This window comes from Promicromonospora sp. NPDC019610, from assembly GCF_044389365.1.
GTDB lineage: Bacteria > Actinomycetota > Actinomycetes > Actinomycetales > Cellulomonadaceae > Promicromonospora.
Genome location: NZ_JBIRXX010000003.1, coordinates 752224 through 775458 on the forward strand (window position 1 = coordinate 752224; position 23235 = coordinate 775458).

Consider the following 23235-nt stretch of genomic DNA (forward strand, 5'->3'; position numbering starts at 1 on the left):
TGCCTTGAGATCGGTCCATCGACCGACCGATCTCAGGGCAACCGACCGATCTCGTTCCGGTCCTTGGGTACCTTCTGGGGATGATCCAGTCCCAGGTGACCAGCACCGCACCCGGCAGCGCGCTGAGCGGGCTGCTCCTCGAGCTGCGTGACGCCGCCCGCGTGCCCGCCCTCTCCGCCGCCGTCGGACGCGGGGGCGAGGTGGTCTGGGCAGACGTCGCGGCCGCCCCCTGGGCAGGCGAGCCGACGGCGGAGCACGCCTTCCGGATCGGATCCGTCACCAAGCCGATGGTCGCCGTGGCCGTGCTGCGCCTGGTGTCCGAGGGTGCCGTGGCGCTCGCGGACCCGATCGGGCGGCACCTGCCGGACGCCCCGGCCCCGGACGCCACGATCCGGCACCTGCTGACGCACACCAGCGGCCTGCAGGCCGAGTTCCCGGGCCCGTGGTGGGAACGGCACGGCGGGCCGACCTGGGACGAGCTGGCCGGGTCCGGCATCGAGCAGCTCTGGGACCCGGGCGAGCGGTACCACTACAGCAACCCCGGGTTCGCCGTGCTGGGCCGTCTGGTCGAGGTGGTCCGCGGCAGCGCGTGGGACAAGGTGCTGCGCGACGAGCTGTGGGAGCCGCTGGGCATGACCGCCACCGGCCGGGTCCCCGTCGGCCCGGCCGTCCACGGGTACGCCGTGCACCCGGACGCCGACCTCGTGCACCACGAGCCCGTCCCCGACTACCGCGCGGCGGGTCCCGCGGGCGAGGTGTGGTCCACACCGTCGGACCTGGTGCGGTTCGGCATGTGGCTCGTCAGCCGAGAGGCGGACCGTGACGCCGGCGAAGCGGTTCTCCCCCTGGAGCTGCGCCGGCACCTGGCGGTCCCGCGCGTGGTGGTCGACGACGCCGGACCCGAGGGCGGCCCGTGGGCCACCGCCCACGGCCTCGGCGTGCGCGTGCGCCAGGACGGCACGGTCCGCACGGTCGGGCACGGCGGCTCGGTCCCGGGGTTCACCGCGGACCTCCGCGCCGACGTCGCCACCGGGGACGTGGTGGCGGTGTGCGGCTCGTCCACGGGCGGGTTCGGCGACGGCACGACGCTGCTGGCGGCGTTCCAGGGCGACGGGGCGCCCACGGTGCCGCCGGTGGCGCCCACGGCTCCGCCGGTGTCCGACGACGGCCCCGCGGGGCGGCAGGCGGGTGCGAGCGGGGGCGTGCCGGCCGGGATCGCCGGCACGTGGTACTGGGGGCCGGTCCCGTTCGTCGTGCAGGTCGACGCCGCGGGACGGGTCGACCTGCGGTCCGCGCGCAGCGGGGGCCGCGGCACGCTGTTCGACGTCGTGGGCGGCGAGCTGCGCGGCGTCGAGGGCGGTTACTGGCTGGGCGAGCGGCTCCGGGCGGTCGAGGCGGACGGCGCGCCCGTCGCGCTGGACATCGGCACCTTCCACTTCACGCGGGCCCCGTACGACCCCGGTACCGCCGTGCCCGGCGGCGTCGACGAGGCCGGCTGGCACCGCCCCGGAGCGACCGGGTAGCCGCCCCGCGGCGAGGTATTCCCGGCGGGGACTGTCCGTCGTGTGGCGAGCCCGACAAACTCCGTCCCGGTGACACGCCGAAGGCGCGCGACACGCCGTGGACTCAGATTTTTTTCGGGCCCCGAGAGGCCGTCGAGGTGCCCGTTCGCGCGGTCCTGACAGCTCCCCCGACGACGCCCCGGGAACCCGTGCGCGCGGCCTCCCTGGCGGTGTCAGAGGCTCGTGGCAGCATGGTCCATGAGCGTCACGAGTGTTCCCGACGTCGTGCCTACCACGTCCCGAACCACTACATGTCGTGACCGAGCGAGTGTCAGACCCTAGGTGTAGTGTTTGGTGCAGCGGGAGACGCAGACCCGCGAACAAAGCACACCGACGTAAGTTCACGGGTGTTCTTCGAGGTCAGAGGAGGCGGACATGAGCGTCACGGTCTACAGCAAGCCGGCATGCGTCCAGTGCGACGCGACGTACCGGGCACTGGATCGCAAGGGTGTCGAGTACACGGTCGTCGACATCACGCAGGACGCTGAGGCGCTGGAGATGGTCCGCGGCCTCGGTTACCTCCAGGCACCGGTCGTGGTGGCCGGTGACACCCACTGGTCGGGCTTTCGCCCCGACCAGATCAGCGCGGTCGCCGCGCTTCAGGCCGCTTCGGCCTGACCTGCACCACCGCTACGTCGGCAAGGAGGCGTGACGTGGGCTCTCTCGTCTATTTCTCCAGCGTGTCCGAGAACACGCACAGGTTCGTCGAGAAGCTCGCTCTCGAAGAGCTGGGGATGTCCGTGCACCGGATCCCGCTCCGCCCGGCCGACGGGTTCCTGCGCGTGGACGAGCCCTACGTCCTCCTGGCCCCCACCTACGGTGGCGGTAACGAGGGCGGGGCCGTCCCGCGGCAGGTGAGGAAGTTCCTCAACGACGAACACAACCGGTCGCTCATCCGCGGCGTCATCGCCGCGGGGAACACCAACTTCGGGGCTGCGTACTGCATCACCGGCGACATCATCTCGGCGAAGTGTGATGTCCCGTACCTGTACGCCTTCGAGCTTCTGGGAACGGCGCAGGACGTCACGCGCGTCCGCAACGGATTGGGACGATTTTGGCAGCAACAACCACTGAGCCTCTCAGCCTGACTGAGGGCCTGAGCGAGATCCCCCTGGAGAGCATCCAGATGGATTACCACGCGCTCAACGCCATGCTGAACCTGTACGGGCCGGACGGGAAGATCCAGTTCGAGAAGGACCGCGAGGCGGCCCGTCAGTACTTCCTGCAGCACGTGAACCCGAACACCGTCGAGTTCGACACTCTTGAGGCGAAGCTCGAGCACCTCGTCGAGGCCAAGTACTACGACCCGACCGTGCTGGCCAAGTACTCGGGCTCGTTCGTCAAGGAGCTGTTCCAGCTCGCGTACTCCAAGAAGTTCCGCTTCGAGACGTTCCTGGGCGCGTTCAAGTACTACACCTCGTACACGCTGAAGACGTTCGACGGCAAGAAGTACCTGGAGCGCTTCGAGGACCGCGTCGCCATGGTCGCGCTCGGCCTGGCCGACGGCAGCGAGCAGACGGCCCGCGACATCGTCGAGGAGGTCATCTCCGGGCGGTTCCAGCCGGCGACGCCCACGTTCCTCAACGTCGGCAAGGCGCAGCGCGGCGAGCCCGTGTCCTGCTTCCTGCTGCGCATCGAGGACAACATGGAGTCGATCGCGCGCGGCATCAACTCCGCGCTGCAGCTCTCCAAGCGTGGCGGCGGCGTGGCCCTGCTCCTGAGCAACATCCGCGAGCACGGCGCACCGATCAAGCACATCGAGAACCAGTCCTCGGGCGTCATCCCCGTGATGAAGCTCCTGGAGGACTCCTTCTCCTACGCGAACCAGCTCGGCGCGCGTCAGGGTGCCGGCGCCGTGTACCTGCACGCGCACCACCCCGACATCATGCGGTTCCTCGACACCAAGCGGGAGAACGCGGACGAGAAGATCCGCATCAAGACGCTCTCGCTCGGCGTGGTCATCCCGGACATCACGTTCGAGCTGGCCAAGAAGAACGCGGACATGCACCTGTTCAGCCCGTACGACGTCGAGCGGGTCTACGGCAAGCCGTTCGCCGACATCTCCATCTCGGAGAAGTACGACGAGCTCGTCGCCGACGACCGCATCCGCAAGACCACGATCAGCGCGCGCGACTTCTTCCAGACGCTCGCGGAGCTGCAGTTCGAGTCCGGGTACCCGTACATCATGTTCGAGGACACGGTGAACAAGGCGAACCCGATCAAGGGCCGCATCACCCACTCGAACCTGTGCTCCGAGATCCTGCAGGTCTCCACGCCGTCGACGTTCAACGAGGACCTCTCGTACGACGAGGTCGGCCGTGACATCTCCTGCAACCTGGGCTCGCTGAACATCGCCAAGGCGATGGACTCGCCGAACTTCGGCCGCACCATCGACACCGCGATCCGCGCGCTGACCGCGGTGAGCGACCAGACCTCGATCGAGTCCGTCCCGTCGATCAAGCTGGCCAACGAGCGTGGCCACGCGATCGGCCTGGGCCAGATGAACCTGCACGGCTACCTCGCCCGGGAGCGCATCTACTACGGCTCCGAGGAGGGCATCGACTTCACGAACATCTACTTCTACACCGTGGCCTACCACGCGATCGCGGCGTCGAACCGCCTGTCGATCGAGCGGAAGCAGAAGTTCGGCGGGTTCGAGGACTCCAAGTACGCCACGGGCGAGTACTTCGACAAGTACGTCGAGCAGGAGTGGAAGCCGGCCACGGAGCGGGTCACGCGCCTGTTCGCCGACGCCGGCGTGACGATCCCGACGCAGGACGACTGGCGCGCGCTCAAGGCCTCGGTCATGGAGCACGGGCTGTACAACCAGAACCTGCAGGCCGTGCCGCCCACGGGTTCGATCAGCTACATCAACAACTCGACGTCGTCGATCCACCCGGTCCCGGCCAAGATCGAGATCCGCAAGGAAGGCAAGCTCGGCCGCGTCTACTACCCGGCGCCGTACATGACGAACGACAACCTGGACTACTACCAGGACGCGTACGAGATCGGCTACGAGAAGATCATCGACACGTACGCCGCGGCGACGCAGCACGTGGACCAGGGCCTCTCGCTGACCCTGTTCTTCCCGGACACGGTGACCACGCGCGACGTCAACAAGGCGCAGATCTACGCGTGGCGCAAGGGCATCAAGACCCTCTACTACATCCGCCTGCGCCAGATGGCACTGGAGGGTACGGAGGTCGAGAACTGCGTCAGCTGCATGCTGTGACAGCAGCGCGCTGACCGGTCCGCACCGCCAGGCTCATCCGTACCACCGTCGCTCCTGAAGGAACTCCCATGTCGCCAACTGGCAAGCTCAAGCTCATCGATCGCGTGACGGCGATCAACTGGAACCGCCTCGAGGACGAGAAGGACCTCGAGGTCTGGGACCGCCTGGTCGGCAACTTCTGGCTGCCCGAGAAGGTGCCGGTTTCCAACGACATCCAGTCGTGGAACACGCTCTCCGAGCACGAGAAGACCATGACGTCGCGGGTGTTCACCGGCCTGACCCTCCTGGACACCATCCAGGGCACGGTCGGCGCGGTGTCGCTCATCCCGGACGCGCTCACCCCGCACGAGGAGGCCGTGTACACCAACATCGCCTTCATGGAGAGCGTGCACGCGAAGAGCTACTCCTCGATCTTCTCCACGCTGCTGTCCACGCCGGAGATCGACGACGCGTTCGAGTGGTCCGAGAGCAACGAGCACCTGCAGAAGAAGGCGGAGATCGTCCTCGACTACTACCGGGGCGACGACCCGCTGAAGCGCAAGGTCGCCTCGACGATGCTCGAGTCGTTCCTGTTCTACTCCGGCTTCTACGCGCCGATGTACTGGTCCTCGCGGGCGAAGCTCACGAACACGGCCGACCTGATCCGCCTCATCATCCGCGACGAGGCCGTGCACGGGTACTACATCGGCTACAAGTACCAGAAGGGCCTCGCCAAGCTGACGCAGCCCGAGCAGGACGACCTGAAGGCGTACACGTTCGACCTGCTCTTCGAGCTGTACGAGAACGAGGTCGAGTACACCGACTCGCTCTACGGCGAGCTGGGGCTGACCGAGGACGTCAAGAAGTTCCTGCGGTACAACGGCAACAAGGCCCTGATGAACCTGGGCTACGAGGCGCTGTTCCCCAAGGAGGACACCGACGTCAACCCCGCGATCCTCGCGGCGCTGTCGCCCAACGCGGACGAGAACCACGACTTCTTCTCGGGGTCGGGCTCGTCGTACGTGATCGGCAAGGCCGTGGAGACCGAGGACGACGACTGGGACTTCTGACACCACGTCGGAAGCCCGTCGCGCACAGCGGCTGATCAGAGGCCCGGAACCGCAGATTCCTGCGGTTCCGGGCCTCTTTGCGTGCCGACTCTCCGTGGACACAGGAGGAGAACGCCGGAATCTAGCGGATCCGAGCACTCTCGGGGACTGTCTGGCACGCGATGGCACGGCAGTCCGTCAGCGTCCATCCGAGAGCACGCGAGGCCACGATGAGTACGACGACGCGAGAGAACTGGGGAGCCTGCGCAAGCTCCCTCGGGCCGATGGCAGGTGCGCTACCCGGCGCCGGGCGGCAAGACCTGCACCGCTGGCCTCGCGCGATCGTGGTGTGCATCCTGGCCAGCCACTCGCGGGCGTCCCTCTTGGCGGTAGCCAAGCGTCGAGAGGCAGAGTCGGTTGCCCTGCAGGCGAAGCCGATCCCGTACCGTACCGGCTTCTGCGCGGGGGTCTTGATGTCCGGCGTGTTCGGGATCCTGCGGCAAGCCGCGAGACGGGATCATGGACACCAACGCATGAGCAGGACTGGACCACTGCCGACTATGTCGTGGTCGATGTCGAAGGAAACGGGGTGCAACCGCCCCAGTTGGTCGGGGAGCCGTGGCGCCTGTCTGATCTCGTCGATGATTGGATCTAGTTTCCGAAGGCGACCCGCTCCCCGCGCCAGCCGGTGTTGCGGACGAACTGCTCCCAGGTCAGCGTGTTGGGATCGATGCGTCGGCTCCACTGGAGGTCGCGGTCGCCGCGGAAGTATCCGTACTCCACCGCGTACTCGACCATGCCGATGGTCTCGTCGGCTGCCAAAGGGTTCACGCCCAGGAACGGGAAGTACTCCAGAAGACCTTCGCGCGTGTAAGCGTTGCGGTACTCGGCCTTGAGTCCAGTAACACGGGAGAACGTCTCGACCATCTCGGCCGGGGAGATCAGATCACCGACGACCGGTAGCCAGGCGCCGCGGTAGTTGTCGGGGTTGGAGAACACCTCCAGAACGGCGGGGCCGGCCGCGGTGAGCGGGTCCACGAACGGGACGCGGAAGTCCTCGGGGAAGTAGAAGGGCATGACCACCGTGTCACCGTCGACGTGCGGGACGTAGTACTCCAGCGCATTGGTGTAGTAGAACGAGAGCGAGACGAAGGTGTGCGCCATCGGCAGAGTCCGAATGTGCTCGGCGACGAGCGCCTTGTCGGTGAAGTGCGGCGCCCATTTTGTGCCCGACGTCCTCTCCTCGACGTTCTCCAGGGTGCTGAAGACGACGTGACCTACTCCGGCCTCGCCTGCGGCATCGGCAAGTTGGCTCCCGATGAGGTACTCCTCGGAGTCGGGCGGCAGGAGGGGCGGCGTCATCAGGAAGGCCCCCTCGGCCGATCGGAACGCGTCGACGAGCTCGCGCTGGTGACCCAGCGCGAGAGGAACCTCGGCGATCTCCGCTCCCAGTCCTGCCAGGCCCCGGGCCTGGGCGGAGCCGGCGTCTCGGGTCAGGGCTCGCACTCGGAACCTGCCGCTCTCAAGCAAGGAGGTGGTGACACTCCTTCCCTGCTTGCTGGTGGCACCCGCGACGACGATCAACGGCTTGCTGCTCTCAGACATCGTGTACTTCCTCTTGTGTATCCCCGGTGTTCGCGGCGGACGGCAGTTGCGCGCCCGGTACCGGAGGGGCCAGAACGCAACGACCATATCGCGATATCGCGATGTGTCAATGTGTTACCCGGGGGTGAACTCGGTTCGTCACATCGAGATATGATGGTGTGTGAGAGGCGAGGAGGCGACCGTGGCGACGTCACAGGCAACGAACTCAGGAGGTGGCGCGGAGAACGAGCCCCCTCTGGCTGCGGTCGAGGCCTTGAAGGCGCTGGCGAACCCTGCACGGCTGCAGATCATGGACTGGCTGCGGGACCCTCACGGCGAGTTCGCTCAGTGGGAGCCAATAGCCGACCGGGACGAGGTCGGAGTCTGCGTCAGCCATCTGCAGGCCAAGTCGGGGCTGGCGCAATCGACAGTCTCCTCGTACATGGCAATCCTCGAGCGGGCAGGCCTGGTACAGGCCACACGGGTCGGCAAGTGGATCCACTACAAACGCAACGAGGGCACGCTGGCGCGACTCGCGGAGATGCTCCGCGGCGCATAGCGGCGATCACGAAAGGGCGGCACGAGGCGACCAACGGCGCACGGCACACCAGACTCCTCGCGACATCGCGGGCGTGACTGAGGCAGGAACCAATCCCTGCCTCCGCGATCCTCGAAGCCTCGCTTTCCACGCTGGATGCCGATCTCCACTCCCGGTCGGCTCGCTCGAAGGACGACGGCTCTCGCCCTGGCGGTAACCCTGAGTGCCACGGTGGGTACTGCCGCCGTGACGACCACGCAATCCGCCGGCGCGGCAGACAGCGCCGTCGACGAGGTCCCCAGCTACGCGATGGGTCTCGTGGGCAGGCCCTGGACGATCGAGGACCCCACCCTGTGTGGTCCTGGGATCGGCGACGGCGGCAACCTCGTCGAGAACGGACAAGGACTATCAGCCGGGCGCGACGTTCCGGTCCGACTTCCGGAACGTGCGGATCGGCGCCGGCAAGGCGGAGGTGCAGCCCTACTACCGCGACTGACCGTCGCACCCTTCCCGCACGAGCGGACCTGAAGTGACCGAACGGCCCGGAGCCGCAGCATGCTGTGGTTCCGGGCCGTTCGCGCGGGTGTCCTCGCGCGACACGTCACCGGCCTTCGCTGTCGGTGACGACGGCTACTGTGACCGGCGTGACCGACATGGATGTGGCGCCGTTGGCCGGCGGCAATGAGCTGAAGTACGTGCGAGAACAGGCCCGTGCCATGGTTCGCGCGGGATTCACCCCGTTCGACAGGGTGCTCCAAGCCGCTGACGACATGCTTGAGCCGGATGTAGCTGACAGCCTGCGGACGGCAGCTGCCGAAGCGGTTCGCGAGGAGTGGCAGGCGCGCGTCGCCGAGCAGGCGAGCTGGGCCGACGAGGGCGACTACTCGGCGCTGGCCGCCGCGTTCGCGGACCTGGAGAGCCAGGGCGTGGTGGCGAGGATGTGCTTCGCCTGCTGCACCACCTGCGGGGTCAGCGAGATCCGTGACGAGGCGGACCGGAAGGGCAGAGAGCCGCTCGGGTACGTCTTCTTCCACAGCCAGGATGCAGACCGGATCGCCGATGCTCCGGGCGACCTCTTCCTGTCGTTCGGCGGGTTCGGCGATCTGCCTGCCGTCGCGGTCGGGGAGATCCTCACGACGACCGTCACCCGTCACGGTCTTGAGGTCGAATGGACGGGGGACCCCAGGTCAAAGGTCCGGGTGCGGGTGACCGACTGGCGCAAGCGACTACCCGCCGATGTGTCGACGGCCGCACCCGCCCGATGGAGGGTGCGGCCCGAACGGGGCGCGGCGACCCTTGATCCGACGCCGTACGACCTGCTCATGCTCTTCCATCAGGTACGGAGTGGGCGCCAGCAGTTCTTCGCCGTCGAGGACACGGCGAACGAGTACAGGTTCGCTCAGGCCACTGTCGACGGCGAGGGGCCGGCCTTCGTCGTGGAGTATCGCGAAGGCTCCGACACCCCGATCTATCAGGCGACCTGCCCTGACCTCATGGTCGCGCACCAGGTCTTGGTCGGCTGGGCGACCGATGTCGCCGGCTGGCGAGACCTGGCCGGCTGGACTCAGTTCGAGCTGTAGCGGCCGGGCCGCGGGGGCGGTGTGCCATCGCTACACCTGGCGAGTTGGGTGCTGCCGACGCGTGGACGTGTGCGGGACCCCGCTACGGCGGCCTGACGTCGGCGTTCGCCGCGATGAGCGCCGCCTCGACGCGGTTGCGGGCACCGGTGGTGCGCAGGATCGAGGTGACGTGCACCTTGACCGTGCCCTCGGCGAGGTGGAGTCGCGCCGCGATCTCCGGGTTCGCCAGTCCTTCGCCCAGCAGGGCCAACACCTCCTGTTCTCGCGATGTGAGGCGATCGAATCGCCTCCTTGCCTCCTGTTGAGCGATGAAGCGCGTGCCCAGTCCTGTCTGCAGCAGTCGCCTCGACACGGCGGGCGAGAAGAACGCGCCCCCCGACGCCGCGGCACGCACCGCGAGCAACAGCTCGCGGGGGTCGCCCGACTTCAGCACGAACCCGTCGGCGCCCAGCCGGACGGCCTCCGCGATGTACTCGTCCTCGCCGAACGTCGTAACCATGAGGCACGGCAGGGACCCGGCGGTGCGCCGGATCTCCCTCAAGGTTTCCAGGCCACCCATCGTGCCCATGCGCACGTCGAGAAGCACGACGTCGGGCCGGTGCGCACGCACCGCGGACAGCGCCTCCTCACCCGAGCCGCCCTGTGCGACGACTCGGATCCCGTCGTCGGTCTCGAGGATCCCGGCCAGCCCGGCGCGCACGAGCGGCTCGTCATCCGCGAGCACGACACGGAGCGGAGCGGCAACGCCCGGGCGGCTCATGACGCGCCGCCGACCACGAGGTCCGTCGATGTCACGCGATCGCCCGACCAGCAGATCCGGTAAGCGTCCCCGGAGGCGTCCGCGAGCGGATCGGCCGTGACCGCGTAGTGGTCGCACGCCGGATCGGCTCCGCGGGGTGGTTCGAGCGGGGCCCCGGGCAGCAAGGGGGCGACGTCGGAGCGGGCGTCGCCCACCGCGATGCGGACGAAGTCGGTCGGATCGAGCAGCGCGCGCCTGGCCGCGAGATGGTCCGCGAGCTGGATCCCGCCCGCGACCACGACCAGGGCGGCGGCCGGCACGAGCACCGCGGCCAGCAGCAAGACCCCGCCCCGGCGCCGCGCACGAGTCAATCCGTCGGTGACGGCATTCCCGCCCTGTGGCGCTGGCGTCGGCTCCACGCCGGCAGCCCGAGCGGGTGCTGCACCCGGACCGCCGTGCCGATCGGCGGGGGTGCGCCCAGACGACGGAACCACCGCCGCGTGCAGTGCCGGGTGCAGTGCCGCACGCAGCACGTAACCAGAACCGGCCGGCCCGGCCTCGATCGATCCGCCCGCAGCACGTACCTGCCGCTCGAGCGCCCGTACCCCGGTGCCCCCACCGGTGGTTGCCAGATCACCGCGCGCCAGGTCGTCACGTGCCGGACCAGCGCCCGTCGGCCCTGCCGACGGGCGCCCGACGTCCGCCGCGGGCAGCGGGTTGCGCACGACCACGACGAGGCGCTCGCCGTCCTCCTGCAGCACGATACGGACCGGCTGACCGGGCGCGTGCTTGAGCGCGTTCGTCAGACCCTCCTGGACCACGCGGAAGACGGTGGGCCCGAAACGGGCGAGGCGCCCGGGGCCAGGCGACCTGCTGAGCTCCACGTCCGCCCCGGCGCGGCGGGCCTCCTCGACGAGCGCGTCCAGGCCGACCTCGTCGAGGGAGCCCGTCGTGGCCCCCGTGGCAGGCGGACCGTCGGGCAGTCCGGTGCGCAGCGTCTGGACGGACGCGCCCAGGCGGACCACCGCGTCCGAGATCTGCCGCCGTGCCAGCGCGACGGACTCCCGTGCCAACACCTCCGACGGTCGACAGCGCTCGGACTCCAGGCCGACGGCGGTTCCGGGGTCAGCCTCGGTGTCCCGACCACGTTCGAGCTCGAGCTCCAGCCGGCCCAGGTTGAGGGCGACGAGGCTGAGGGCGTGGCCCAGGTCGTCGTGGAGGCTCTCGGCGAGGTGCAGCCGCTGCCGCGCCAGCTCGGTCTCGGCGCGCAGCCGCCGCGCGTCCTGCTCGCGGACGAGCGCCGTCGCGGCGTCGGCCTCGGCAGCGCGGCGGGTACGCCAGGCCATCGCCACCGACCAGGGCAGCACACCGGTGACGACACCGCGGGACGTCGCGACGAGCACGTCACGCAGGTCGGCCCAGCCCGCCAGGACGGCGACGGCGCCGGCCGCCGCAGCGACGGCCAGGACGAGCACGCCCCGGCGCGCCCCGCGGTCGGACAGACCGAGGGGTGCGGCGACCGCAGCGAGCGGGATCATCCACCAGGGGTCGACGCCGGCGAGCACGAGCAGCACCATGAACACGGCCGCGAGGGACAGTCCGGCGGCAGGCGCTCCGGCGCGCACAGGAGTGGCCTCGGCAACGGTCTGAGCCGCGATCTGAGCAGCGCCTGGGGCGGCGGCCGGGGCTGCAGCCTCAGGGATCGGTTCGGTCGGCCACTCGCTGTCGGTGGCGGTCTCGGTGTCGGTGGACGGCTGGGTCACCGGACCATCGTCGTCGACGCGGTGGGCGCACGCTTCCAGCCCGGGTCTGATCTTCGGGCGGGCGACGTAGGACCAGGGTCATAGGTCACTCCTGACCCACGTCAGATCCGCACGGGCTCGGCGCTTTCTAGCGTTCTCGGCATGACCACCACACGCCACGCACCGGCAGCGCACCGTCCCGGCGGACGGGTCGCCGGCCCCGTGCCGCGCGCCGTCGTCCCTGCGGCCCTCAGCGTCCTGCTCGTCCTGTCCACCGTTGCGCTCCTGGCCTGGCCCGGTCGCGGGACCCTCTTCGAGGGCATCGCCGGCGCAACCGCCGCGTCACCCCTGGCGGGCCTCGCGGGTCTCGTCGCGGACAAGGGCCTGCTGGCGCTCGTCGCGATCACGGCCGGCCTGGTGCTCAGCACCTGGGTCCGCGACCGCCCCCGGTTCTGGCTGCTCGCCGCTGCCGGGGCGGGTGCTGCCGCGGCGTACGGCACGAGCGAGGTGGTGAAGCTGCTGGTCACCGAGGAGCGGCCGTGCCGGGCGGTCGACGTCGCCACCGTGCTCGCGTGCCCGCTCCCGGGGGACTGGTCCTGGCCGAGCAACCACTCGACCATCGCGGGAGCGCTGGCCGTGGCCTGCCTCCTGGTCGCACCCCGGCTCTGGCCCGTCGTCGTGCCGCTCGCACTGGCTGTGGCGGGCGCCCGCGTCGCCGCGGGCGTCCACTACGTGCACGACGTCGCCTCCGGACTGGCCCTCGGCGTGCTGGTCACGTGCCTCGTGGGCCTGACCGTGCACGCCGGGGCTCAGCGCCTCACGCGTCGATCGACCGCGCGCCCGTCACCGGTGGCTCGGCCGACCAGGGGAAGGTGATCCACAGGTCGGTGTCCTTCCACGAGTAGTCCGGCTGGATGATCGTGCGCGGCTTCGTGAAGAGAACGGCGGACCGGGCCTCCGCGCCCTTCTTCTCCAGCATGTCCATGACCAGCGCGAGGGTGCGGCCGGAGTCGGCGACGTCGTCGACCACGAGCACCTTGGCGCCCGGGAGCTCGGACGTGTCCATGAGGGGCGGCAGCACCCGGGGGTCGTCGAGCGTCTTGCCGATGTCCGTGTAGAACTCGACGTTCAGGGTGCCGACACCCTTGGTGCCGAGCGCGTACGCCATGGCGCCGCCGGGCACCAGACCGCCCCGCGCGACGGCGATCACGACCTCGGGCACGAACCCGCTGTCCACCACCTTGTGGGCCAGGTCGCGCACCGCGACGGGGAAGGTCTCCCACGTGAGAACTTCGCGTTCCACGGGAGCGGGCTCAGTGGCCGGCAGGTCGGTCGAGGTCATGGGAAGACCCTACGAGACGTGGCGGGCACCCGGCTCGGGTGCCCGCCACGTCTGTGCCGTGATCAGCGGCGATGCGCACGGTACGTGCGCGAGATCTCAGGCCGGCCCGCGTGCGGGCCGATCGGGTCAGGCCGCCTTGGCCTCGAGGATGTCGACCACGAACACCAGCGTCGAGTTCGCCGGGATCGCGCCGTTCTCCTGGTCGCCGTAGCCCTGGTCCGCCGGGACGACCAGCAGCACCTGGCTGCCGACCTTCTGGCCGGCGATGCCGTTGGTCCAGCCGGGGATCACACCGCTGAGCGGGAACGACGTCGGCGTGCCACGGCTCCACGAGGAGTCGAAGGACGTGCCGTCGAGCAGGCAGCCCGCGTACTGCACGGTGACCGTCTGGTCCTTGGTGACCTCGGCGCCGTCACCCTCGACGAGAGGCTGCACCACGAGCTCGGTGGGTGCCTCGTAGTCCTTGGGGATCGTCACGGTCGGCTGGCCGTCCTCGGCGAGCTCGACGGTGGGCAGACCCTCCTCGGGGGCCACCTCGGTGCCCTCGGCACGCGTCGGGATCTCCTTGGACTCGGTCACCTCGACCATCGTCACCTGGATGGTCTGGTCCATCGCGGTGCTCGCCATGAGGAGGCGCGTACCGACCTTCTGGCCGATCAGGCGGTCGTTCAGGAGGTCGTACTGCGGGTCGCCCAGCGTGAACGACTCCGGCTTCTTGGTCTCCCAGGTCGAGCCGCTGGTCGAACCGTCCTTGCCCGCGATGACCACGTAGTTGATGGTCACCTGGGCGCCCTCGACGAGCTCGGCGCCGGTGCCCTCGTCCACGACGCGGGACGTCGGGGACGTGACCTTGAGCGGCGCCTTGAACGTCACCTTCGGTTCCTTGCCGACCGGGCCGGAGACCTCGATCGCATCGACCGCCTTGACGTCCTCCTCGGACGGGCTGGGCATGGGCGACGGCTCCGCGGCGGCCGCAACCTCGCAGACGTTGCCGTCGGAGGCGGCGGCGTTGTCGCTCCCGGAGTCGTCGGCGCTCGCGCAGCCGGTGAGCGCGATGGATGCCAGCGCGACGGCTGCCAGGGCGGCAGTGGTGCGGTGCTTCACGAGTAGTCCTTCGGTAGGTGTGCGCCTTGCTGGGGACCGCCACACTCTAGCGGGCGGAGATGAGTGCGGCTCCCAGGCAGTGTGGTGCGCGATGCGGGCTGTTCCCGAACAGCCTTGAGCCATCCGCTCCGCCCTGCGGAAGAATAGATGGCATGCCGTCGAACCGCCGCTCCAGCAAGCGTCCCTACGCCGCGGGCCACGTACCCCTCGACGTGGACCGGGCCACGGGCGGGCGGCGCAGCGAGTCGGCGGCGGACGGCGAGTGGGTGGTGCAGCGCATCCGGTCGTCCGACAAGACGTACGTCTGCCCCGCCTGCCGCCAGGAGGTCACGCCGGGCACGGCACACGTCGTCGCGTGGCGGACGGACGGGTTCGGCGGGCCCGAGGCCGGGCTGGACGCACGGCGGCACTGGCACACGAGCTGCTGGCAGCGCCGGACCAACCTGCGCTGAGGCGACCGGCCTGCCGGAAGCGCGGCCAGGGTGCTGCGACACACACCCGACGCCGGCGCGTCCCCCCGCGTGCGGGAGGACAATGGTGCCGATGACCACTGCAGCGACGCCGGACGCGGCCTCCGGCCAGACGACCCACCAGATCCGCTCGCTCACCGTCCTGCCCGCGCAGCGGGAGGACGTCGAGCTGCACACCGCCGACGGCCTCACGCTCGTGGGCGAGCTCGCCCTGCCGGCGGACGCCGAGCCGGCGGCCAGCCTGCTGACGCTCCACCCGCTGCCCACGCATGGCGGCTTCATGGACTCCCACGTGTACCGCAAGGCCGCGTGGCGACTGCCCGCGCTGGCCGACCTGGCGGTGCTGCGGTTCAACACCCGGGGCACCTCCTCCCCGCGCGGCACGAGCGAGGGCACGTTCGACGGCGGCGAGGCGGAGAGGTATGACGTCGCGGCCGCGATCGAGTTCGCCGAGTTCCGCGGGCTGCCGCGGCCCTGGCTGGTGGGCTGGTCGTTCGGCACCGAGCTGGTCCTCAAGCACGGCGCCGACCCGAGCGTCGAGGGCGCGATCCTGCTCTCGCCGCCGCTGCACCGCGCGACGGACGAGGACCTGGACCGCTGGGCGGCGTTCGGCAAGCCGCTCGTCGTCCTGGTGCCGGAGCTCGACGACTATCTCCGGCCCGACGAGGCCCGCCGGCGTTTCGCGCGCGTGCCGCAGGCCGAGGTGATCGGCGTCGACGGCGCGAAGCACCTCTGGGTCGGCGAGCCCGCCGTCGCCCGTGCGCTGAACGAGATCGTCGCCCACGTCCTGCCCGACCACCCGCTCCCGCTGCCGACCCACTGGGACGGGCCGCTGGGCAGCTCCTGAAAGACACCACCAGGCACCAACCACAGCACCTCCGGAGGAGGACGACGATGACCCCTCGAGCCACCAGGAACCTGGCGACCTTCACGCTGCGCGACGGCGGGGGCGTGCCGCTCGTGCTGCTGCACGGCTTCCCGCTCGACCACCGGATGTGGGTGGCGTGCGCGGAGCACCTCCCGCCGGGCGTCCGGGCCATCGCGGTCGACCTGCCCGGTGCGGGGCACAGCGACCTGGACGGGTTCCCGCCGAGCATCGAGCACATCGCCGACGCGGTGTACCTGACGATGACCGACGCGGGGGAGGGCAACGCCGTCGTCGTCGGGCACTCGATGGGCGGGTACGTCGCGCTCGCGCTGGCCGAGCGGCACCCGGGCTTCGTGGCAGGGCTGGGCCTGGTGAACACGAAGTCGACGGCGGACTCCGAGGAGGCGCGCGCCAAGCGGCTGCGGATCGCCGCCGCGGTCGACGCCAGCCAGACCGTGGACGCGGTGCTCGGGATGCCCGCCGACCTGGTCGGCGCCACGAGCACCGAGCACCGCCGGAACCTGTTCCCCGTCCTGGACTCGTGGATCCGCGCCCAGTCGCCGGCGGGCGTCGCCTGGTCGCAGCGCGCGATGGCGTCCCGGCCCGACCGGACCTACGTGCTCGACCGCCTGGACGCGCCGGTCGCCGTCGTGGTGGGGGCCGAGGACTCGATCACGCCCCTGACCGAGGCCGAGCACATGGTCCGGGCGGCGGGCTCGCCCCTGGGCCCCGCGATGGGCGACGCCGCGCTCACGCTGGTGCCCGGCGCGGGGCACCTGAGCGTCGTCGAGGAACCGCAGGCGGTCGCCGCGGCCCTCGGCCTGCTGCACACGCACGTGGTGGCGCACCACTGAACGGAACGAGGGGCGTGACCCACCATGCGGTGGGTCACGCCCCTCGTTCCGTCCCGGTCCGGCCGGGGGAGCGGATCAGCTCGACGCGCCGGCCTTCTCGGAGACGGGCGCCTCGGCGTCGTCGCTCTCCGCGGGGGAGGACGCCGAGTCGGAGGCCGCCTGGCCGGCCTTCGTGCTGGCCTTGGTGCCCTTGACCGACGGGATGACGACGGTCGCGGTGCCGACGGGCACGGGCGTCGGGTTGCTCGGCGGGATCGAGGCCGGCATCGACCCGTCCGCGTCGGGCACCTCGGGCTCGGCCTCGGTGCCGTCGCCGACGACCGCGAAGCGTGCCTGCTGCGCCGGGGTGGCCCCCGCCATGCTCGCGGCCTTGGCGGCCGGGGCGGGTGTCGCGGCGGGAGCAGCCGGGGCGGCCGGCGTCCCGAGCATGCCGCGCAGCTCCTCGAGGTAGGAGTTGATCGAGTCGTGCTGACGCGTGAGGTCCTCGAGCTGGTGCTGTGCGGCGGACCGGCTCGACTCGGCCTCGGCACGGGCGTCGTCGATGGTCTGCTCCGCGAACTCGCGGGCGTCGGCCACGATCCGGTCCGCGGACTTGCGGGCGTCGGCCACGAGGTCCTTGACGTAGACGTCGGACTCGGAGCGGATCTTCTCGGACTGCTCCAGCGCGACGGCGACACGCTTCTCGGCCTCGGCCGCGTGCTCCTCGGCCGTCTTGACGAGCTTGGCGGTCTCGGCCTTGGCCGTCTCGTGGCGCTCGGCGAGCTCCTTCTCCACGGCCTCCTTGCGGGTGGCGATGTCGAGCTCGGCCTGGGCGAGCGCCGCGCGGGCCTGCTCGCGCAGGTCCTCCATCTCGGTGGTGACGGCGTTGGACGCCTCGGCGGCCTGGCGGCGGGCCTCGGAGAGGATCTGCTCGGACTCGGCGCGGGCGCTGGCGAGCATCGCGGACGAGTCGCGCTCGGCGGTCTCGCGCTGCTCCGTGGTCTCGGCGTTCACCTGGGCGCGGAGCTTGGCGGTCTCGCGCTCGGTGTTGACGCGCAGCTCCGTGGTCTCCCGCTCGACCGTCGAGCGCAGGGTGCCGAGCTCGCGCTCCAGGCTGGCCCGGCGCTCGCTCTCCTCGGCGTTGATCGCGCTGGCGATCTGCGCGGACTCGCGCTCGGCGGAGCCGACGAGCTCCTCGGCGCGGCGCTGCGCGGCGAGGAGGTGGCCCTCGGCCTCGGCGGCCATCGTCGTGCGGATCTCCTCGGCCTCGCGGCGAGCGCTGGCGAGCATCTCCGCCACCTCGGACTCGGCGCGGGAGCGCACCTGCCCGGCCGACAGCTTGGCGCGTGCCATGATGTCCGCGGCCTGCTGGTTGGCCTGGTTGATGATGTCCGTCGACTGGTCCTCGGCGGAGCGCAGGAGGAGCTCGATGCGGGAACCGAGGCCGGCGTACGACGGCTTCTCGGTCTCGCGCAGGTTGCGCTTGGCATCGTTGAGATCCTGCGTGAGCTGCATGGCACGACCGTCGGAGGCCTCGACCTGCCGGCGTGCTTCTTCGAGCGCGTGGTTCAGGCGGTCCAGGTGTGCGTGCACCTGGTCGCGGTCGTACCCACGCATGGCAGTCGGGAAGAGCGAGCGCTCGTCGGACACGGTGCAGACCTCCAGTGTCGGAACTTGGTGAGGCGCGGGTCAGGCTCCCCCCTGGGACGCCGTTTATCGGCTCGTCCGGCGCCCAGGATACGTGCCTTGTGCGGATGTGGATACTCCGCAGTGGGATGCAATCTACGCAATGCGTGGAATACTGCCCGCTGGTCCGGGACCCCTCTCCCGCCGTGGCGGTTCAGGCACACCTCGGTGAAGGAAGAGTGAGAGTCCCGGCCGAACCTCACAAGCACACCCGTCATTGGACAGTGCTCTGTGTTCGGTCCCTATGCTGGAACATCCACCTGATCGACGGGCTCGCGCCCTCACTTCGAAGGGAATCGGTGGTGCAACGCTTTTTGGCGATCCTCCTGATCCTGGCCGGCCTCGGCGGGATCGGTTTCGGGATCGCGACGGCAACCGTCCTGCGCGATTCCGACACCGTCGTCGCGACCGCGACCCCCAGCGGTGACGGAACCATGGTCGTGACGGAGCCCGGAGTCCTCGGCCTCGTCGACGACCAGGTGACCGTGCGGGCCACTGTCCCCGAGGGACAGAAGGTCACGCTCGCGCTCGGGTCCGACGTCGACGTGCTCGGCTGGGTCGGCAGCGACCCCTACGACTCGGTCACCGGCCTGTCCTCGTGGGAGACGCTCAGCGTCGCACCCGGCACCCCCACCGCCACGGACGACGAGGAGACGGAGGAGACCCCGGCTGAGAAGCCGAGCACCGGTCCCGACCCCGCCGGGTCCGACATGTGGATCTCCGAGGTGACCGGCGAGACCACCGTTCAGCTGCGCTGGACCGAGCAGCCCGGCCGCGTCGTGCTGCTGGCCGCCGGTGTCGGCAAGGGCGCCGAGGCGCCCACGCTCGAGCTCACCTGGCCGCGCCCGGTCAACACGCCGTACCTGTGGCCCGGCGTGCTGGGCGGTGGCTTCGTCCTGATCCTCGGCGTCTTCATGCTCCTCGGCTCCCGGCGCAAGAAGCGCAACGGCAAGGGCGGGTCGACGTCCGCGGTCCGCACGCGCCAGTCGTCCCCGGAGCTGCCGCGTCGTGACGCGGTCTTCGGGGTGGACGGCGCCGAGCCGGAGCAGCACCCCGAGGAGACCCGCGGCGGATTCCCGCCCGCACCGCCCGGAGCGCCCGGCGGAGCACCCGGTGACGCGCCCGACGGCGGCACGGCGGTCTTCCCGCCGGCGGCCCCGGAGCGTCCGGGCCGCGCTCGTCCCGAGCCGGGTTCCTCGCGTCCGGGCACGCCGCGACCGGGCGGACCCCGGCCGGGCCGGCCCGAGCCGGGCACGCCCGAGCCCCACGAGGACCGCACCCAGGCCTGGGGGGCGCCCGCCCCCTTCGGCGGTGCCGCCCCGATCGTCCCGGCACCGGAGCCCGAGCCGGCTCCCGCGCCGGTCGCCGCCCCCGCGGCCTCCATCCGCGGTATGCGGCGCAGCCGGCGCAGCCAGGCCCCGGGAGCGCCCGCACCGGCCGCGCCCGCGCAGCCCGCGCCCGCACAGTTCGGCGGCGCCGTCCCCGAGCACACGCAGCCCGCTCCCGCGCGGCCCGCGGCACCGGCTCCCGCCGAGGCCGCCCCGGCGTCGGGCAAGCCGATGACCCGGCGCGAGATGCGCATGCGCGAGCAGGCGCAGCGCCGGGCGGCGACGGGCGCCATGCCGGCCGTCCCGGCCGCCGAACCGCAGCCCGAACCCGAACCCGAGCAGGAGACCCCGAGCAGCCGCGCCGCTGCGTGGCGCCAGACCTGGGGCGTCACGGGGAACGACGACGGAGGTAACCGATGAGACGCACCACGACCCGCACCATGGCCGTGGTGGCGACCGTGCTCGCCACGGGCCTGCTGGCCGGCTGCGCCGAGGAGCTCCCCGTCCCCAAGCCGGAGGCGCCCGTCGCGGCGGCCGTGGTCTCGCAGTCGCAGGAGCGCAAGATCCTGGACAAGGTCTCCGGCGTGGTCGAGGGCGTGACCAAGTCCAGCGACGCCGACTCGCTCGCCGCGCGCCTGTCCGGGCCGGCCCTCGCGATCCGCGAGACCCAGCTCAAGGTCGCCGCCGCGCGCAACGACAAGGAACCGCTGACGGACCTGGCGATGGAGATGCAGCAGGTGATCCTGCCCTCCGACCAGGAGTGGCCGCGCACCAGCTTCGCCATCACGGTCCAGCCCAAGGACCTCACCACTCCCGTGCTCATGGCCTTCAACCAGTCCAGCGCGCGCGAGCAGTACAAGATGTGGGGCTGGGTCCGCCTGCTGCCCGGCGTCACGATGCCGCAGTTCGCGGAGGCCGACCTCGGCAGCGCCGCGGTCCCGGCGAACGACGAGAGCCTGAAGATGACGCCCCAGTCCGCCGTGGAGCAGTACGCGTCCGTGCTCACGGTGGACAAGGACTCGAAGTACGCCGGCAACTTCGCCGACGACGACCTGCGCCAGTTCTTCCGGGACTACGGCAAGCTGCAGGTCGACGCGATCAACAAGGAGGACTGCAAGGGAGCCTTCGAGGTCGCGTACGAGCCTACGAAGGACCCGGTCAAGTCGGTCCGGACAGCGGACGGCGGCGCCCTCGTGATGGCGGCGATGATCAGCAAGGAGACCATCACCGCCAAGGAGGAGGGCTGCGAGATCGGCCCGCCGACCAAGACGACCCAGGCCCTGTGGGGCGATGCCGACGTGACCAACGTGGTCGAGGTCAACTACAAGGACATGGTGGCGATGTACGTGCCGCCCAAGGACTCCGAGGACCAGGTCAGCCTGGTCGGGTACGAGCACGTGCCGTGGTCGGTCTCGAACGGCTGATCTTTCGCTGACCAGCGCGTCAGCCATGGTTAGGGTGGCCCCCGTGAACTCACGGAGGCCACCCTTTCCACGTTCCGGGCTCGTCCCGCCCGCGGCGCTCGCGATCACGTCGCTCCTGCTCGCGGGGTGCACGGCGGAGCTCCCCGTCCCGGTCGCCGAGGCCCCGGTCGTCGCCGCGGTCGTCACCGAGACGCAGGAGCGCAAGATCCTGGACCAGGTGACGGGGGTGGTCGACCGCGCGAAGGGCGCCGACGGCGCGGAGGCGCTGGCCGCGCGGCTGACCGGTCCCGCGCTCGAGCTGCGCCGGGCCGAGCTGCGGATCGCCTCGGCCCGTGGCGGCGAGGGGCTGACCGGCATGCCGATGGAGACGCAGCAGCTCATCCTGCCGTCCGAGCAGGGCTGGCCGCGCAGCAGCTTCGTCATCACGGAGCAGCCGGCCAAGGGCACGCCGATGCTCGCGGCGTTCGAGCAGCCCGCGCCTCGCGACCAGTACAAGATGTGGGGCTTCGTCTACCTGGCATCCGGGGTGACGATGCCACAGTTCGCAGAGGCCGCGCTGGGCAGCCCGGCCGTGCCGGCCGACGACCCGAGCCTCAAGGTGACGCCGCAGGACGCCGTCACGCAGTACGTGTCGGTCCTGAACGCCGGCGAGAAGTCAAAGTACGCCGCGAACTTCGGCGCCGCCGCGGACGACAAGCTGCGGACGACGCTGCGCGCGACCGGCGACGGCCAGCTCGCGGCGATCAAGAAGGAGGACAAGGAGGCCAAGGGCACCTTCAAGGTCGCGTACGAGGCGACGAGGGACCCGGTCAAGGCGGTCCGCACGTCCGACGGCGGCGCCGTCGTGCTGGCCGCGCTGCTCAGCCAGGAGACCCTGACGGCGGAGAAGGGGTGGCGGCTCTCACCGAGCACGCCCTCGGCCAAGGCGCTGTGGGGCGACGCGAAGGGCACCGAGGTGATGAAGGTGGCCTACCGCGACATGGTCGCGCTGTACGTCCCGCCGGCCGACTCGGCGGAGCAGATGAGCCTGCTGGGCTTCCACCGGGTGCCCTACGCGGTGTCGAACAAGTAGGCGGATGATCGCCGAGAGCGGAGTCGACGGGTATCGATCGCGTGGTTCATTAGGATTGCCCCCATGAGCAGTACCTCCCCTCAGCCCGGCCCCGCCCGGAGCGCGCAGCCCGAGTTCGCGGTGCGCGGCGCCGTCGACCTGTCCGCCCTCAACCGTCCCCAGGCGCCGCCGCCCGGAGAACCCGGTGGCGCACCCGAAGCCGGTGGTTTCGTGGTGGACGTCAGCGAGGCGAACTTCGAGCAGCTGGTCCGCGACTCGGCCACGTACCCGGTGGTGATCCTGCTGTGGATCCCGACGGACCAGGCGAACGCCGAGCTCGGCGCCACGATGGGCCGTCTCGCCCAGGAGTACGGCGGCCGGTTCCTGCTGGGCCGCGTCGATGCGCAGGCCTCGCCGCAGGTCGCCGCCGCGTTCCAGGTGCAGGGCGTGCCGACCGTCGTCGCCGTGCTGCAGGGCCAGCCCCTGCCCCTGTTCCAGGGCGCGGCCGACGAGCAGCAGATCCGCGGCGTGCTCGACCAGGTGCTGGCCGCCGCCGAGCAGAACGGCGTCACGGGCCGGGCCCCGGGCGGCGCTCCCGCGACCGACGAGCCGGAGCCCGAGGTGGAGCCGCCGCTGCCGCCGCTGCACCAGGAGGCGTACGACGCGATCGAGCGCGACGACCTGGAGAGCGCCGCGGCCGCCTACGAGAAGGCGCTGCGCCAGGACCCGAAGGACGCGGACGCCACGGCCGGCCTCGCCCAGGTGCACCTCATGCAGCGCACGCGCGACTCCGACCTCGCCGCCGTCCGGCAGGCCGCCGCGTCGGCGCCGTCCGACGTCGACGCCGCGCTCGCCGTGGCGGACATGGACATGCTGGGCGGCAAGGTGGACGACGCGTTCGCGCGCCTGCTCGACCTGCTGCCCGAGACGGACGCCGACGGCAAGGAGAAGATCCGGGTGCGGCTCCTGGAGCTCTTCGAGGTGGCCGGCACCGCGGACCCGCGGGTGAGCAAGGCCCGCAAGCGCCTGGCGATCAGCCTGTACTGACGGGGCGTGCCGTCGGTCGGACGGTTTGCGCGCCTCGCTGGATCACCTTTGAGGCCCGGCTTTCTTCGCTTTGAGTC

Annotated in this window: 22 protein-coding genes; 16 read left to right on the plus strand and 6 right to left on the minus strand. The window is 70.8% G+C overall.

Annotated features, from left to right (window positions below; all coding sequences use genetic code 11):
- The first annotated feature begins 80 nt into the window (after nt 1-80).
- From ACH45N_RS24450 to nrdF, 5 genes are all read left to right on the plus strand, one after another.
- Nucleotides 81-1523: a serine hydrolase domain-containing protein gene (locus ACH45N_RS24450; RefSeq protein WP_397398542.1), complete on the plus strand. Its 1443-nt coding sequence runs from the start codon at nt 81-83 to the stop codon at nt 1521-1523.
- Nucleotides 1524-1937: 414 nt separating this feature from the next.
- Nucleotides 1938-2180 (plus strand): glutaredoxin-like protein NrdH, encoded by a 243-nt coding sequence (nrdH, locus tag ACH45N_RS24455; RefSeq protein WP_020017613.1) that lies wholly within the window; start codon nt 1938-1940, stop codon nt 2178-2180.
- A 35-nt stretch (nt 2181-2215) separates the two neighbouring features.
- The gene (gene nrdI, locus ACH45N_RS24460; protein WP_377229609.1) at nt 2216-2650 is read left to right on the plus strand and encodes a class Ib ribonucleoside-diphosphate reductase assembly flavoprotein NrdI; all 435 of its coding nucleotides are present in this window, start codon (nt 2216-2218) and stop codon (nt 2648-2650) included.
- Between the two features lie 38 nt (nt 2651-2688).
- Nucleotides 2689-4794: a class 1b ribonucleoside-diphosphate reductase subunit alpha gene (gene nrdE / locus ACH45N_RS24465; RefSeq protein WP_397398543.1), complete on the plus strand. Its 2106-nt coding sequence runs from the start codon at nt 2689-2691 to the stop codon at nt 4792-4794.
- Between the two features lie 68 nt (nt 4795-4862).
- A complete protein-coding gene (gene nrdF, locus ACH45N_RS24470) occupies nt 4863-5843 on the plus strand; it encodes a class 1b ribonucleoside-diphosphate reductase subunit beta (protein ID WP_285108366.1) in 981 nt (326 codons plus the stop codon).
- Nucleotides 5844-6473: 630 nt separating this feature from the next.
- On the opposite strand, the gene ACH45N_RS24475 is transcribed toward nrdF, so the two are convergent.
- Nucleotides 6474-7427 (minus strand): NmrA/HSCARG family protein, encoded by a 954-nt coding sequence (locus ACH45N_RS24475; RefSeq protein ID WP_397398544.1) that lies wholly within the window; start codon nt 7425-7427, stop codon nt 6474-6476.
- A 181-nt stretch (nt 7428-7608) separates the two neighbouring features.
- Here ACH45N_RS24475 and ACH45N_RS24480 point away from each other — a divergent pair, with 181 nt between their 5' ends.
- The 3 genes from ACH45N_RS24480 to ACH45N_RS24490 all read left to right on the plus strand — a co-directional run bounded on the left by ACH45N_RS24480 (nt 7609) and on the right by ACH45N_RS24490 (nt 9524).
- Entirely contained in the window at nt 7609-7965 is a 357-nt protein-coding gene (locus ACH45N_RS24480; protein ID WP_397398545.1) for an ArsR/SmtB family transcription factor, read from the plus strand.
- Nucleotides 7966-8299: 334 nt separating this feature from the next.
- Entirely contained in the window at nt 8300-8440 is a 141-nt protein-coding gene (locus ACH45N_RS24485; RefSeq protein WP_397398546.1) for a hypothetical protein, read from the plus strand.
- Nucleotides 8441-8597: 157 nt separating this feature from the next.
- Entirely contained in the window at nt 8598-9524 is a 927-nt protein-coding gene (locus ACH45N_RS24490) for a DUF6891 domain-containing protein (RefSeq protein WP_397398641.1), read from the plus strand.
- A gap of 82 nt (nt 9525-9606) precedes the next feature.
- Here the strand turns inward: ACH45N_RS24490 and ACH45N_RS24495 are convergent, their stop codons facing one another.
- Both ACH45N_RS24495 and ACH45N_RS24500 read right to left on the minus strand, forming a co-directional pair.
- Nucleotides 9607-10284 carry a response regulator gene (locus tag ACH45N_RS24495; RefSeq protein WP_397398547.1) on the minus strand — a complete coding sequence of 226 codons (678 nt, stop codon included), beginning with the start codon at nt 10282-10284 and terminating at the stop codon, nt 9607-9609.
- Complete coding sequence (locus ACH45N_RS24500) at nt 10281-12026, minus strand: sensor histidine kinase (protein WP_397398548.1); 1746 nt, start codon at nt 12024-12026, stop codon at nt 10281-10283. Before ACH45N_RS24500 ends, ACH45N_RS24495 begins: the two co-directional genes overlap by 4 nt.
- 141 nt (nt 12027-12167) lie before the next feature.
- Between ACH45N_RS24500 and ACH45N_RS24505 the strand changes: the two genes are divergently transcribed.
- The gene (locus ACH45N_RS24505; RefSeq protein WP_397398549.1) at nt 12168-12881 is read left to right on the plus strand and encodes a phosphatase PAP2 family protein; all 714 of its coding nucleotides are present in this window, start codon (nt 12168-12170) and stop codon (nt 12879-12881) included.
- On the opposite strand, the gene ACH45N_RS24510 is transcribed toward ACH45N_RS24505, so the two are convergent.
- On the minus strand, nt 12823-13347 hold the full coding sequence (locus ACH45N_RS24510; protein WP_397398550.1) for a phosphoribosyltransferase: 525 nt from the start codon (nt 13345-13347) through the stop codon (nt 12823-12825). The two genes, ACH45N_RS24505 and ACH45N_RS24510, sit on opposite strands and share 59 nt — an antisense overlap.
- 126 nt (nt 13348-13473) lie before the next feature.
- Nucleotides 13474-14451 carry an FKBP-type peptidyl-prolyl cis-trans isomerase gene (locus ACH45N_RS24515; RefSeq protein ID WP_397398551.1) on the minus strand — a complete coding sequence of 326 codons (978 nt, stop codon included), beginning with the start codon at nt 14449-14451 and terminating at the stop codon, nt 13474-13476.
- Between the two features lie 152 nt (nt 14452-14603).
- Between ACH45N_RS24515 and ACH45N_RS24520 the strand changes: the two genes are divergently transcribed.
- The 3 genes from ACH45N_RS24520 to ACH45N_RS24530 all read left to right on the plus strand — a co-directional run bounded on the left by ACH45N_RS24520 (nt 14604) and on the right by ACH45N_RS24530 (nt 16643).
- Nucleotides 14604-14903 carry a hypothetical protein gene (locus ACH45N_RS24520; RefSeq protein WP_397398552.1) on the plus strand — a complete coding sequence of 100 codons (300 nt, stop codon included), beginning with the start codon at nt 14604-14606 and terminating at the stop codon, nt 14901-14903.
- A gap of 91 nt (nt 14904-14994) precedes the next feature.
- Complete coding sequence (locus tag ACH45N_RS24525; RefSeq protein ID WP_397398553.1) at nt 14995-15768, plus strand: alpha/beta hydrolase; 774 nt, start codon at nt 14995-14997, stop codon at nt 15766-15768.
- A gap of 47 nt (nt 15769-15815) precedes the next feature.
- Nucleotides 15816-16643, plus strand: coding sequence for an alpha/beta fold hydrolase (locus ACH45N_RS24530; RefSeq protein WP_397398554.1), 828 nt, complete (start codon nt 15816-15818; stop codon nt 16641-16643).
- 75 nt (nt 16644-16718) lie between these two features.
- On the opposite strand, the gene ACH45N_RS24535 is transcribed toward ACH45N_RS24530, so the two are convergent.
- Nucleotides 16719-18272, minus strand: a complete 1554-nt coding sequence (locus tag ACH45N_RS24535) for a DivIVA domain-containing protein (protein WP_397398555.1) — start codon at nt 18270-18272, stop codon at nt 16719-16721.
- A 338-nt stretch (nt 18273-18610) separates the two neighbouring features.
- Here ACH45N_RS24535 and ACH45N_RS24540 point away from each other — a divergent pair, with 338 nt between their 5' ends.
- The 4 genes from ACH45N_RS24540 to ACH45N_RS24555 all read left to right on the plus strand — a co-directional run bounded on the left by ACH45N_RS24540 (nt 18611) and on the right by ACH45N_RS24555 (nt 23158).
- Nucleotides 18611-20056 (plus strand): hypothetical protein, encoded by a 1446-nt coding sequence (locus ACH45N_RS24540; RefSeq protein ID WP_397398556.1) that lies wholly within the window; start codon nt 18611-18613, stop codon nt 20054-20056.
- Nucleotides 20053-21060 carry a hypothetical protein gene (locus tag ACH45N_RS24545; protein ID WP_397398557.1) on the plus strand — a complete coding sequence of 336 codons (1008 nt, stop codon included), beginning with the start codon at nt 20053-20055 and terminating at the stop codon, nt 21058-21060. Before ACH45N_RS24540 ends, ACH45N_RS24545 begins: the two co-directional genes overlap by 4 nt.
- 43 nt (nt 21061-21103) lie before the next feature.
- Nucleotides 21104-22132 (plus strand): hypothetical protein, encoded by a 1029-nt coding sequence (locus ACH45N_RS24550; protein WP_397398558.1) that lies wholly within the window; start codon nt 21104-21106, stop codon nt 22130-22132.
- Between the two features lie 63 nt (nt 22133-22195).
- Nucleotides 22196-23158: a tetratricopeptide repeat protein gene (locus tag ACH45N_RS24555; RefSeq protein ID WP_397398559.1), complete on the plus strand. Its 963-nt coding sequence runs from the start codon at nt 22196-22198 to the stop codon at nt 23156-23158.
- Nucleotides 23159-23235 lie beyond the last annotated feature (77 nt).